Consider the following 11893-nt stretch of genomic DNA (forward strand, 5'->3'; position numbering starts at 1 on the left):
GGTCTTTCAGTTAAACCGCAGTGATGGTTTTGGGGCCGCTTCGCGGCCCAACGGGGATAAATCCCCTCGCCACAGGCACAAACAAGTGTTGTGGTTGACCCAAGGCATCTGTGATGAAATGCGACCCCACTCTTTATCGCGCTGCCGAGCCATCACTTGCCGTGAAGCCCCGTCTGATCCGTCATCTGTTCCTGCCGCCGCTGATCATCGCCCTGATGGTCGGCCTGGGTTTCATCGGCTTCTGGACCAGTGAACACTTCGGCATCCGCAGCCTCGGCGAAAACGGCCAGCGTCAGCTGGAACTGCACGCCCGAGCGGTCGAAAGCGAGATCAGCAAATACACCTACCTGCCCAGCCTGCTGGAACTCGAAACGAGTGTGCCGCAGTTGCTGGCCGATCCGACCCCGGAGCACCGGCAGACGGTCAACGACTACCTCGAGGGCCTGAACCGCCGCAGCCGCAGCCGCGCCATCTACGTGATGGACACCACCGGCCGGGTCATGGCCACCAGCAACTGGCGCGATGTCGACAGTTATCTGGGTGAAGACTTGTCCTTCCGCGCCTATTTCAAAGACGCCGTGCGCGGCCAGCCCGGGCGCTTCTATGGCATTGGCAGCACCAACGGCGAACCCGGTTACTACCTCGCCCACGGCCTCGAAGAGCACGGCAAGATCATCGGTGTCGCGGTGGTCAAGGTGCGTCTGGAAGCCATGGAAGAACGCTGGCAGCGGGCGCGACTGGAAGCGTTCGTCAGCGATGAGAACGGCATCATCATTCTCTCCAGCGATCCGGCCAGGCGGCTGAAATCGGTGATCCCGCTCAGCGATGAGGTCAAGGAAAAACTCGCTCGCAGCCTGCAGTATTACTGGTTCCCGCTCAACGAACTGCAACCACTGGCCCGCGAGACGCTGGCCGAAGGCGTGGAGAAACTGACTTTCCCGGCCAACAGCGAATTGCAGCCCGACGAAGACGACATCAGTTATCTGGCGCAAACCCGACTGCTGAGCGACACGCCGTGGAATTTCACCCTGCTCACGCCATTGCAGGACCTGCGCCGCGAAGCCATCAACCAAGGCATTCTGGTGGCCGTTGCGTTTGCCCTGTTCGCCTTCCTGCTGATTGCCTGGAACGAGCGGCGCAAGGTCCTCGCCACCCGCCTCGCCGCCCGCGAAGCGCTGCAGGAAGCCAACAGCCAACTGGAGCGTCGGATTACCGAACGCACCGCCGATCTGCGCGCCAGCAACGAACGCCTGAAGAGTCAGATCCGCGAGCGTCGTCAGGCCGAGGAGACTTTGCGCCGCGCCCAGGATGAACTGGTTCAGGCCGGCAAACTCGCGGCTATCGGTCAGATGTCGACCAGCATTGCCCATGAATTGAACCAGCCCCTGGCGGCCATGCGCACGCTGTCGGGCAACACCGTGCGCTTTCTCGAGCGCGGCCAGCTCGACGTCGCCAGCACCAACCTCAAGACCATCAACGACCTGATCGACCGCATGGGCCGGATCACCGCCAGCCTGCGTTCGTTTGCCCGGCGTGGTGACAACAAGGGTCAGGCCAGTCTCGGCAAAGCCGTCGACGCCGCGTTGCAAGTGCTCGGCGCGCGCGTGGAAAACACCGCGCTGCAGATTCACCGGCAGTTTGCCGATGTGCAATTGCTGATCGATCAGACCCGTCTCGAACAGATCCTCGTCAACCTGATCGGCAACGCCCTCGACGCCATGCACGCGCAACCGCAGCCGCAGCTGTGGCTGGAGGGTGAAGAATTCAACGGCAAGTACCGCTTGCGGGTGCGCGACAACGGCCACGGCATCGACGCCGAAGCGCGCAAGCATCTGTTCGAACCGTTCTTCACCACCAAGCCCGGCGAGCAAGGCCTGGGACTGGGCCTGACCCTGTCCGCCAGCCTCGCCGCCGCCACCGGCGGGCACCTGGGTGTCGAACACCCGGCCGGCGGTGGCACCACTTTCGTCCTCAGTTTACCGTTGGTAAGCCCTCTATCTGCCGAGCCAATATGAACCCTGAACTCAGTGTGCTGATTGTCGAAGACGACCCCCATGTGCTGCTCGGCTGCCAACAGGCGCTGACCCTCGAAGACATTCCGTGCATCGGCGTCGGCAGTGCCGAAGAGGCGCTGGCGCAGGTCGGCGACGACTTTGCCGGCATCGTCATCAGCGACATCCGCCTGCCGGGCATCGATGGGCTGGAATTGCTCACCCGCCTCAAGCAGCGTGATCGCAGCCTGCCGGTGGTGCTGATCACCGGCCACGGCGACATTTCCATGGCCGTCGGCGCGATGCAGAAAGGCGCCTACGATTTCATGGAAAAACCGTTCTCGCCGGAACGCCTGGTCGATGTCGCGCGGCGGGCGCTGGAGCAACGCAGCCTCGCCCGTGAAGTGTCATCGCTACGTCGGCAACTGGCCGAACGCGATTCGCTGGAAGGGCGGATTATCGGCCGCTCACCGGCGATGCAGAACCTGCGCGAGCTGATCGCCAACGTCGCCGACACCTCGGCCAACGTCTTGATCGAAGGCGAGACCGGCACCGGCAAGGAACTGGTCGCTCGTTGCCTGCACGATTTCAGTCGGCGCCACAGCAAACAGTTCGTCGCGCTGAACTGCGGCGGCCTGCCGGAAAACCTTTTTGAAAGCGAAATCTTCGGCCACGAAGCCAACGCCTTCACCGGCGCCGGCAAACGGCGCATCGGCAAGATCGAGCACGCCGACGGCGGCACGCTGTTCCTCGATGAAGTGGAAAGCATGCCGCTGCCATTGCAGATCAAGTTGCTGCGCGTGCTGCAGGAACGCACCCTTGAGCGCCTCGGCTCGAACCAGAGCGTGGCCGTGGATTGCCGGGTGATTGCGGCGACCAAATCCGACCTTGATGAGTCGAGCAAGGCTGGGGAATTTCGCAGCGACTTGTACTACCGCCTCAACGTCGTGACCCTGGAATTGCCACCGCTGCGCGAACGCCGCGAAGACATCCTGCAACTGTTCGAGCATTTCACCCAGCAGTCGGCGCTGCGCTTCGACCGCGCGCTGCCGGAGCTGGACAACCAGACCCTGTCGAACCTGATGAGCCACGACTGGCCGGGCAACGTGCGCGAACTGCGCAACGTCGCCGAACGCTTCGCCCTCGGCCTGCCGGCTTTCAAGAAATCCGGGGCCAGCGCCGGCCAGGGCCTGGCGTTTGCCGAAGCGGTGGAAGCGTTCGAGCGCAATCTGCTGGTCGACGCCTTGCAACGCAGCGGCGGCAACCTGACCCAGGCCAGCCAGGAATTGGGCATGGCCAAGACCACGCTGTTCGATAAAGTCAAAAAGTACGGGCTGAGCCACTGATGGATCTGATTCTCAAAGCCGCTATCGGCGCCGCAGTCGTGCTGATCCTCGCTGCGCTGTCGAAGACCAGAAACTACTACATCGCCGGTCTGGTGCCGCTGTTCCCGACCTTTGCCCTGATTGCGCACTACATCGTCGGCAAAGGCCGCTCGGTCGACGATCTGAAAACCACGATCGTGTTCGGCATGTGGTCGATCATTCCCTACTTCGTGTATCTGGCGACGCTGTATGTGATGGTCGACCGCATGCGCCTGGAAGCATCGCTGGCCGTGGCGGCGGTGGCGTGGCTGATGGCGGCGACGGTATTGGTGAGCGTGTGGGTCCGGCTGCATGCCTGAACCCACGCGCATCAGCCTCTAGCGACCGTAGACTCTGGCCAGTTGCGCGGACGACAAGGCATCCTCGAACGGCACTGGCACTGACTTCACCGCACCGTAGAGATTGCGGTAGCGCCAGTAGTTGCCGTTCTGCGCCAGTTGATAACCGCGCTCGACCACGCGCTGGCCGTCGAGCACGTAACGCAGGGTTTCCTGCGCGGCGGGCGGTGGCGTCGGTTGCATCAGATCGGCGCTTAACACGCGCATGGATTCATCAATGCATTCATCCAGCACGGCGGTGACCTTGGCCAGGTCAAGGGCGCCGTCATCGATGCATTGCTTGCCGCAACGACGGATCGGCTGACTGGCCACTTCGATGCGCATGCGGTACAGCGGCGAGCCGGCGATATCCTGTAATTGCACCTGATTGACCAGCACGAAACTGCCGCGATCGGGCGTCAGCATCAGCTTCGGTTCGATCAGCAACCGTGCCGTGACCGCACCTGCCCCCTGCTTGAATCCGGAGACTTGCGACGCCGCCTGAAAACGCTGTTGCAAGCGCTCCTGCAACGGCACGCCGGCGAGCAGGTCGGCCAGCGGCCGCGATTCGTTCAGCGCGGCTTTTTCGGCATCGCGCTGTAACGTACCGGAACCCATTTGCGTGTTGATCAGACTGGCCACCAGAATGCCCGCCAGCCCGGCGCCCGCACCGGAGCTCGACACCAGCGTGTAACTGGAATTCGCCGCGTTCACTGCCGCCTTGCTGTCGATCACCGTGCTGGCGCCGACAAACTCCGCCGGCAGTTGCACGTCGACCTTCAGCCCGTGTGCCTGCACATAGCTCATGGCCGCCTGATCCTTGAAACCGGCCTCGGGTGGCGGTTTCTGCGCACAGCCAGGCAACGCCAGCAGCGAGATCGCCGCGAGGGTCAGCGCCAGACGTTTCATTGCGCGAACGGGGCGATCATTTGCTGACGGCTGTTATCCATCGCTTGATAAAACGCGTTGGACAGGTTGGTGTAAGACGGCTCGTCCCACTCGCCTTGCGCGGCTTGTACAGCGGCGAATGGCTGGTACCACAAGAGTCTGTTGTCCGACAGATCGATCACCATGCCCTGGCCGCCGACCTGGGCCATCGGCACGCTGGTGGGCACGATGCTGTAGTAGCTGCGGGTGGCACCGGTGGCATAAATCGACACCAGCAACAGACGGTCGATGCCGTGGGCAGCTTTCATCGGCGACAGGTCCTTGGTCATGTAGCCCTCGCGGAAATCGACTTCCTTGAAGGTCTTCAGATCGACCTTTTCATCAATGCGCTTGGCCTTGTAGCCCTTGGCTTGCAGCTTGGCGACGATGGCGTCGGGCAGGGTTTCCAGGTCGCGCACCTGCCAGGTCTCGACATTGGCGCTGAGCTTGCTGTTGACGCCGGCATTGATGGCGTAATCGAGGATGCCCTGATTGCCGGTCAGCGCCAGCACCGGCGACGGTACGACGGTAATGGCCACACCGATGGTCGGCTCTTTGGCATCCCAGAACTGTTTGTCCAGGGCCACGGGCGGTTGCACATGGGCGCAGCCGGTGAGAGTCAGTACGGCGAGCAGAGCCAGCGCGGCCCATTGACGTGTAGCGCGAAAAATCATGGATCAAGTCCCTATGTCTGAAAACGTTCCTGCGCCTTATCGGCAACAACGCGGCAAACAATAGTGGCACATTGATATTTTTTTGGCGACAGGATGCTGGCGCACTCTTACAGCAGATTGTTCGGCGCCGGCGGATCGACCCGAGCCCAATGCGAAGTGTCCTCGCGATGCGCCTGCAAATACGGCAGCACCGCCGCCAGCAACGGCTCCTTGAACGCCTCCTGAAAGCGATGCGCCAGTCCCGGAATCAGTTTCAACTGACTGCCCTGAATGTGCGCCGCCAGATGCACGCCGTGCATCACCGGCAGCAGCGGATCTGCCGTGCCGTGCACCACCAGGGTCGGTACGCGCAGCTGATTGAGCAATGCCACCCGGCTCGGTTCGGCAAGGATTGCCATGATCTGGCGCTTGACGCCTTCGGGGTTGAACGCGCGGTCGTAGGACGCCGCCGCCTGTTGCAACAGCGCTTGGCGATCATCGGTTACCGCCGGGCTACCGAGTGCCGCGAGCAGATCGGCCTGTTGCTCCAGTGCCACTTCGCGATTCGGCGCGCCCCGCCGCGAGAGCAACTGCACCAGCGCCGCACTCGGTGCAGGCAGGCCTTCAGCGCCGGAAGTGGTCATGATCAGCGTCAGGCTTTCCACCCGCTGCGGCGCCATCGCCGCCATGTGCTGAGCGATCATCCCGCCCATGCTCGCGCCGAGCACGTGGAATTGCTCAACCTTCAGCGCCGTCATCAAACCCAGCGCATCGTCGGCCATGTCAGTCAGGCTGTAGGGCGCCGAAACCGGCAAACCGAGTTTGTAACGCAGCACTTCGAAGGTCAGGTTGGCCTCGATCGGCGCTTGCCGCCAGGTCGACAATCCGACGTCGCGGTTGTCATAGCGGATCACCCGGAAACCCTGCTGACACAGCGCGACCACGACTTCGTCCGGCCAGTGGATTAACTGCCCACCCAGGCCCATGACCAGCAACAGCGCCGGGTCCGATGCGCGGCCGATACTTTGATAGGCAAGACTGACCTGCGCCAGCTCGGCGTGCTCGGTCGGCACGTTGACATCACAGCGTCCGGCTGCAAACGAGCCGGCCCCGAACAAAAGCGCGGCCAACGCGGCCGCGACTGAAAAAACTCTCTTGAACATGAAAAATACCAAAACGCAGCACCCCAGTAGAGCGCGAGTCTGATGAAGTTCGTGCGAGCGCGCTGCCACAGTTGCATGACAGTTTGATGAAGAGTGCCGAGCGGTCGTCTGTCGAATTCCCCCGGATCCTCGCCGACAGATCGACAAAGCCAACGTCATGAGACAAACTCACCTTCCCCGCATTCGTCACAAGTTTTCTTCATGGAGCCCCGCCGGTGCTTGAAATCCGACATCTGAAAACCCTGCACGCCCTGCGCGAGGCCGACAGCCTGGTGGATGCCGCTGATCGCCTGCATCTGACGCAATCCGCTCTATCGCATCAATTCAAAGAGCTGGAAGAGCGCATGGGCATGCAGTTGTTCGTGCGCAAGACCAAACCGGTGCGCTTCACCAGCGCCGGTTTGCGCCTGCTGCAACTGGCCGACGCCACCCTGCCGCTGTTGCGCGCCGCTGAACGGGACATCGGTCGGCTGGCCGGTGGCACCGCCGGGCGTCTGCACATGGCTATCGAATGTCACAGCTGCTTTCAGTGGCTGATGCCAACCATCGACCAGTTCCGCGATGCCTGGCCGGAGGTCGAGCTGGACCTGGCTTCGGGTTTCGCTTTCGCCCCACTGCCGGCACTGGCGCGCGGCGATCTGGATCTGGTGGTGACCTCCGATCCGCTGGAAATTGCCGGCATCACTTACGTGCCGCTGTTCACTTACGAAGCCATGCTCGCGGTGGCCAATCAGCATGCGCTGGCGAGCAAGCCGTACATCGTGCCCGAAGATTTGTTGACGGAAACGCTGATCACCTACCCGGTCGAGCGTGATCGTCTGGACATCTTCACCCGCTTCCTCGAACCGGCCGACATCGAACCTGCGCAGGTGCGCACTTCGGAACTGACGGTGATGATGATGCAACTGGTCGCCAGCGGCCGTGGCGTCTGCGGGATGCCGCACTGGGCGCTGCATGAATACAGATCGCGCGGCTATGTGAAGGGCAAACGGTTGGGTGAGAAAGGCTTGTTCGCGACGCTGTACGCGGCGATTCGCACGGACATGCTCGACGCGCCGTACATGCGCGATTTCCTGCTGACCGCCAAGGACACTTCGTTCTCGACCCTCGATGGGGTCAGTGCCGTACGCTGATTTTTCCGAGCAAGAGTTCCCCCTGTGGGAGCGAGCCTGCTCGCGAAAGCGGTGGATGATTCAGCGATGATGTCGGCTGGACGGACGCCTTCGCGAGCAGGCTCGCTCCCACAAGGATTGTCGTGGTGGGTCAGAGCTGGCGCCACATGTGGATCTTGTCGAAGTAGTCTTCGCCCACCCGCACGGCGAGTGGCTCGAGGCCGAACTGAATGAAGCCGCAACGCTGGTACAACTGAAAAGCCGCGTCATTGCCGGCGGTGACAGTGAGCTGCAGTAGCTTCAGCGCCGGATGCTTTTGCGCTTCGACCAGTGCCGCCTGCACCAGATCAAAGCCCAGCCCCTTGCGACGAAAATCCGCCGAGACATACATGCCGAACAGCGTGGCCTTGTGTCGTGCCTTCTCGCGCGGTTCAAAGGCCAGGCCGACAATCCCGGCCAACGTCCCGGCATCGAATGCCCCCAGCACCACATCGAGCTTGCTGGTCAGGCGCCCTTCCCACCAACTCAATGGCATCACCGCGCGTTCGCGCACGCTGGAGGTGAACGCCTGCGGATGCCGGTCGTAGGCTTGCAGCATCAGTTCGCGGTAAGCCAGGGCATGGCTGGCGTCCAGCCGCTCGATCCACATGTCAGGCGGTCCGGCGTTGTTCGAGCATCAGCCGTACGGCGAGGCCACCGAGGACCATGCCCATGAAATAACGCTGCATCACCAGCCACGTCGGGTTGCGCACAAACCATGAGGCGATGCCTGCGGCGAACAGCGCGATCAACAGATTGACGCTGAAGCTGACGCTGATCTGCGTCAGGCCGAGGACGATGCTTTGGGTGAACACCGAGCCGTGCTCAGGGCTGATGAATTGCGGGAACACCGACAGATAGAACACGGCGATTTTCGGGTTCAGTGCGCTGGTGAGAAAGCCCATGGTGATCAGCTTGCGCGACGAGTCCGGCGGCAATTGCTGCGCTTCGAACGGCGAACGCGCGCCGGGTTTCAGCGCTTGCCAGGCCAGCCACAGCAGGTACAGCGCACCGGCCCACTTCAACACTTCATAAGCCATCGGCACGGCAAGAAACACTGCCGTCAAACCGACCGCCGCAGCGAACATATGCACGAAGAACCCGCCGACCACGCCGAGCAGCGAAGTCACCCCCGCGCGGCGCCCCTGACAGATCGAACGCGAGATCAGATAGATCATGTTCGGCCCCGGTGTCAGCACCATCAGCAACGCGGCGGCGGCGAAGATCAGCAGGTCTTGCAACGGGATCATGGCAACGTCCTTTGCGGGAATGATCAGGCGAGTGCAGTCAGTGAACGGCGATAAAACGGCAGGATGTGTTCGCGTGTCAATGGCGCCAGCTCGAGCGCCGGATCAGTGGCCGGATCGACCCAGATGACTTCCTCGATTTCCGCCGCCGGACACACGTCAGTATCGATGGTCAATTGGAAGATCTCCGCGTGCACGATGAAGCCCGGCTCGTTGGCGGCGGGGGCGGAAAAACTGTTGAGGAAAATCGCCTGCGCCGGGTCGATCTGCAACCCGAGTTCTTCTTCCAGCTCACGGGCCAATGCGTGTACTGGCAACTCGTGGGCTTCGATCTTGCCACCCGGTTGCATGAAGGCCGTGGTGCCGCGCTTGCGCACCAGCAGGGTCTGGCCTTGGGCGTTGAGCAACAGGGCGGCGGCATATGGATGATGCAGGGCGAAACGGCGGATGTCGGCGTCATGAGTCGAAAAATGCCTTGTGCGAAAAGATCGCAGGATCCCACGCCCGACGCGCCTGCGTCATCAGAAGATCCCTACAAGGAGCATCCGTGATCAGCCTGACTCTGACGACAAGTCCGCCCAAAGGCTCGGAAATTTCCCACTCGCGAATTTGGTAGCGTTATTCATCGCTGCCCGGCAGCCATTCGCTACATCGCCTAAGAGGGAAAACGCTGCATGTCTGACATTTCAACGCTCAAGGAAAAGAACAATCTCAAGACGCTCCATTTCATTCTCCTGACCGTAGTCACCATGGGGCTCTACTCGGTTGTATGGCTGCACAAAACAACAACCGTGGTTGAGGAGGTCACTCAAATCAAGACACTGAGCCAGACCGGTCTGGTCGTTTATCTGGCGCTCTGTGGTATCGGAGGGATCTTTTTCACCGTATCTGATCCGCGGTTCATAGCCACGGGGTATGCGATGACGGTCATTGCCCAGCTCATCGCCATTGCTTGGTGCTTTCGAGTTCGCAGAGCCTTGCGCGCCTACACACTGACCAAACACAACTTCGAACCGCGAATGAACCGCTTGTATTCAGTCCTGTTCACCTTCTATCACATCAATTACTGCATCAACGATATGGCCAGGGCCAAGCACAAACATGACCAGAAACGGCAAACGCCTCAGGAATCGGTCGCGGCATAAACAAAAAGGTAATCGTCGATTTCGCGTGCAAGTTCGCTTCCACCTTTCACTGCAATTCCTTGTGCGAGCGTGCTCGCGAAGGCGTTCGTCAATGCCACAAGTTTGCCCACCAGTATTGCTGCATGGCTGCTTCTCGCGTTCAACAGCCAAGTCAACTGGCATCGTAAGCGAGACGGCTCCGATGTAGGCGAGGAGAGGGAAATCTGCCTGTTCACGGTTCCGTCGTTGGCGCAATATGCCTGCCAGCCACAAACAATCCGAACCAAGGAAACCGTATGAGCCTGTCGCTGCTGAGCCGCTACGCCTTCTTTGCCGTCTGCGTGATTTTCACCCTCGCCAGCCTGCCCTTTCTCGAACATGACTGGCTGTGGCCGATCACCGCCGCCACCGCTGTGCTGAGCCTGCTCGGCGTGTTCGACCTGTTGCAGACGCGCCATGCAGTGCGCCGCAATTATCCGATTCTGGGCAACATCCGTTATCTGGTCGAAGGCATCCGCCCGGAGATTCGCCAGTACCTGCTCGAGTCCGACAGCGATGCCCTGCCCTTCTCCCGCGCGCAGCGTTCGCTGGTGTACTCGCGAGCGAAAAACGAAACTGCCGACAAACCGTTCGGCACGCTGATCGACGTCTACCAGTCCGGCTTCGAATTCATCGGCCATTCGATGCGCCCGGCGCCGTTGAGTGACCCGAACGGTTTCCGCGTCATTGTCGGCGGTCCGCAGTGCACGCAGCCGTACTCGGCATCGATCTTTAATATCTCGGCAATGAGCTTCGGCTCGCTCAGTGCCAACGCCATCCGCGCCTTGAACCAGGGCGCCAAACTCGGCAACTTCGCCCACGACACAGGCGAAGGCAGCATCAGCCCGTATCACCGCGAACACGGTGGTGATCTGACTTGGGAACTGGGCAGCGGCTACTTCGGCTGCCGCACCAGCGACGGCCGTTTCGACCCTGAGCGCTTCGCCGTGCAGGCGCAGAATCCGCAAGTGCGCATGATCGAAATCAAGATGAGCCAGGGCGCCAAACCCGGCCATGGCGGGATCTTGCCCAAGCACAAGGTCACCAGGGAGATTGCGGAAACACGCGGCATCCTGATGGGCGAGGACTGCGTCTCGCCGTCGCGCCACAGTGCGTTTTCAACGCCGATCGAGATGATGCAGTTCATCCAGCAACTGCGCGAATTGTCCGGTGGCAAACCGGTGGGCTTCAAATTCTGCCTCGGCCATCCGTGGGAGTTCATGGGCATTGCCAAGGCCATGCTGGAAACCGGCATCCTTCCCGATTTCATCGTCGTCGATGGCAAGGAAGGCGGCACTGGCGCCGCCCCTGTCGAGTTCACCGACCACATCGGCGTGCCGATGCGCGAAGGTCTGCTGTTCGTGCACAACACGCTGGTCGGCCTGAACCTGCGCGACAAGATCAAACTCGGCGCCAGCGGCAAGATCGTCAGCGCCTTCGACATCGCCAGCGTGCTGGCCATCGGCGCTGACTGGGCCAACTCCGCGCGCGGCTTCATGTTCGCCATCGGCTGCATCCAGTCGCAGTCGTGCCACACCAACAAATGCCCGACCGGCGTTGCCACCCAGGACGCCTTGCGCCAACGCGCTCTGGTGGTACCGGACAAAGCCCAGCGCGTCTACAACTTCCATCGCAGCACGCTCAAAGCACTGGCGGAAATGCTCGCTGCAGCAGGCCTTGAGCATCCCTCGCAACTGTCGGCCAAGCATCTGGTACGACGCATGTCGGCGACCGAGATCAAACTGTTCTCGCAGTTGCACGTGTTTTTGAAACCGGGGGAATTGCTCACCGGTGAAGTGAATGGCGAGTTCTATTCGCGGATGTGGCAGATGGCGCGGGCGGACAGTTTTGAGCCGAGCGAGGTCGTCGCTGCGTAACTGCTCAAAGGTGTGCATT

Annotated in this window: 11 protein-coding genes and 1 pseudogene; 6 read left to right on the forward strand and 6 right to left on the reverse strand. The window is 61.4% G+C overall.

The genetic code is table 11. The features are described from left to right. The first annotated feature begins 113 nt into the window (after nt 1-113). The 3 genes from aauS to AB4O12_RS15810 are packed head-to-tail and all read left to right on the forward strand — an operon-like array spanning nt 114 to nt 3675. On the forward strand, nt 114-2015 hold the full coding sequence (aauS, locus tag AB4O12_RS15800) for a two-component sensor histidine kinase AauS (RefSeq protein ID WP_056790048.1): 1902 nt from the start codon (nt 114-116) through the stop codon (nt 2013-2015). Nucleotides 2016-2059: 44 nt separating this feature from the next. Further along, entirely contained in the window at nt 2060-3337 is a 1278-nt protein-coding gene (gene aauR / locus AB4O12_RS15805; RefSeq protein ID WP_236168384.1) for a two-component response regulator AauR, read from the forward strand. An 8-nt stretch (nt 3338-3345) separates the two neighbouring features. After that, entirely contained in the window at nt 3346-3675 is a 330-nt protein-coding gene (locus AB4O12_RS15810) for a GlpM family protein (protein ID WP_177342732.1), read from the forward strand. Between the two features lie 18 nt (nt 3676-3693). Here the strand turns inward: AB4O12_RS15810 and AB4O12_RS15815 are convergent, their stop codons facing one another. The 3 genes from AB4O12_RS15815 to AB4O12_RS15825 all read right to left on the reverse strand — a co-directional run bounded on the left by AB4O12_RS15815 (nt 3694) and on the right by AB4O12_RS15825 (nt 6436). Continuing rightward, the gene (locus AB4O12_RS15815; RefSeq protein WP_406227312.1) at nt 3694-4602 is read right to left on the reverse strand and encodes a hypothetical protein; all 909 of its coding nucleotides are present in this window, start codon (nt 4600-4602) and stop codon (nt 3694-3696) included. Further along, nucleotides 4599-5294, reverse strand: a complete 696-nt coding sequence (locus AB4O12_RS15820; RefSeq protein ID WP_095181777.1) for a hypothetical protein — start codon at nt 5292-5294, stop codon at nt 4599-4601. Before AB4O12_RS15820 ends, AB4O12_RS15815 begins: the two co-directional genes overlap by 4 nt. Before the next feature lie 107 nt (nt 5295-5401). Next, nucleotides 5402-6436 (reverse strand): alpha/beta fold hydrolase, encoded by a 1035-nt coding sequence (locus AB4O12_RS15825; RefSeq protein WP_056790057.1) that lies wholly within the window; start codon nt 6434-6436, stop codon nt 5402-5404. 215 nt (nt 6437-6651) lie between these two features. Between AB4O12_RS15825 and metR the strand changes: the two genes are divergently transcribed. Continuing rightward, nucleotides 6652-7569 carry a transcriptional regulator MetR gene (gene metR / locus AB4O12_RS15830; RefSeq protein WP_460059051.1) on the forward strand — a complete coding sequence of 306 codons (918 nt, stop codon included), beginning with the start codon at nt 6652-6654 and terminating at the stop codon, nt 7567-7569. Between the two features lie 130 nt (nt 7570-7699). Here metR and AB4O12_RS15835 read toward each other — a convergent pair whose 3' ends face one another. The 3 genes and pseudogenes from AB4O12_RS15835 to AB4O12_RS15845 form a co-directional block, all read right to left on the reverse strand. Beyond that, nucleotides 7700-8197, reverse strand: a complete 498-nt coding sequence (locus AB4O12_RS15835) for a GNAT family N-acetyltransferase (RefSeq protein WP_150638626.1) — start codon at nt 8195-8197, stop codon at nt 7700-7702. Nucleotide 8198: 1 nt separating this feature from the next. Then, nucleotides 8199-8837 (reverse strand): LysE family translocator, encoded by a 639-nt coding sequence (locus AB4O12_RS15840; protein WP_252876836.1) that lies wholly within the window; start codon nt 8835-8837, stop codon nt 8199-8201. A 23-nt stretch (nt 8838-8860) separates the two neighbouring features. Beyond that, nucleotides 8861-9294 (reverse strand): annotated as a pseudogene (locus AB4O12_RS15845) (NUDIX hydrolase). A 214-nt stretch (nt 9295-9508) separates the two neighbouring features. Between AB4O12_RS15845 and AB4O12_RS15850 the strand changes: the two are divergent. Then, nucleotides 9509-9979 (forward strand): DUF4234 domain-containing protein, encoded by a 471-nt coding sequence (locus AB4O12_RS15850; RefSeq protein ID WP_056790069.1) that lies wholly within the window; start codon nt 9509-9511, stop codon nt 9977-9979. A 275-nt stretch (nt 9980-10254) separates the two neighbouring features. Then, nucleotides 10255-11874 carry an FMN-binding glutamate synthase family protein gene (locus AB4O12_RS15855; RefSeq protein WP_252876838.1) on the forward strand — a complete coding sequence of 540 codons (1620 nt, stop codon included), beginning with the start codon at nt 10255-10257 and terminating at the stop codon, nt 11872-11874. Nucleotides 11875-11893: the final 19 nt, after the last annotated feature.

Source organism: Pseudomonas sp. S2_A05, from assembly GCF_054668485.1.

Excerpts from the sequence above, each read along its gene's own strand:
- aauS (WP_056790048.1), top strand. The coding sequence starts at position 114 with ATGAAATGCGACCCCACTCTTTATCGCGCTGCCGAGCCATCACTTGCC.
- AB4O12_RS15815 (WP_406227312.1), bottom strand. The coding sequence starts at position 4,602 with ATGAAACGTCTGGCGCTGACCCTCGCGGCGATCTCGCTGCTGGCGTTG.
- AB4O12_RS15820 (WP_095181777.1), bottom strand. The coding sequence starts at position 5,294 with ATGATTTTTCGCGCTACACGTCAATGGGCCGCGCTGGCTCTGCTCGCC.
- AB4O12_RS15825 (WP_056790057.1), bottom strand. The coding sequence starts at position 6,436 with ATGTTCAAGAGAGTTTTTTCAGTCGCGGCCGCGTTGGCCGCGCTTTTG.
- AB4O12_RS15835 (WP_150638626.1), bottom strand. The coding sequence starts at position 8,197 with ATGTGGATCGAGCGGCTGGACGCCAGCCATGCCCTGGCTTACCGCGAA.
- AB4O12_RS15840 (WP_252876836.1), bottom strand. The coding sequence starts at position 8,837 with ATGATCCCGTTGCAAGACCTGCTGATCTTCGCCGCCGCCGCGTTGCTG.
- AB4O12_RS15850 (WP_056790069.1), top strand. The coding sequence starts at position 9,509 with ATGTCTGACATTTCAACGCTCAAGGAAAAGAACAATCTCAAGACGCTC.
- AB4O12_RS15855 (WP_252876838.1), top strand. The coding sequence starts at position 10,255 with ATGAGCCTGTCGCTGCTGAGCCGCTACGCCTTCTTTGCCGTCTGCGTG.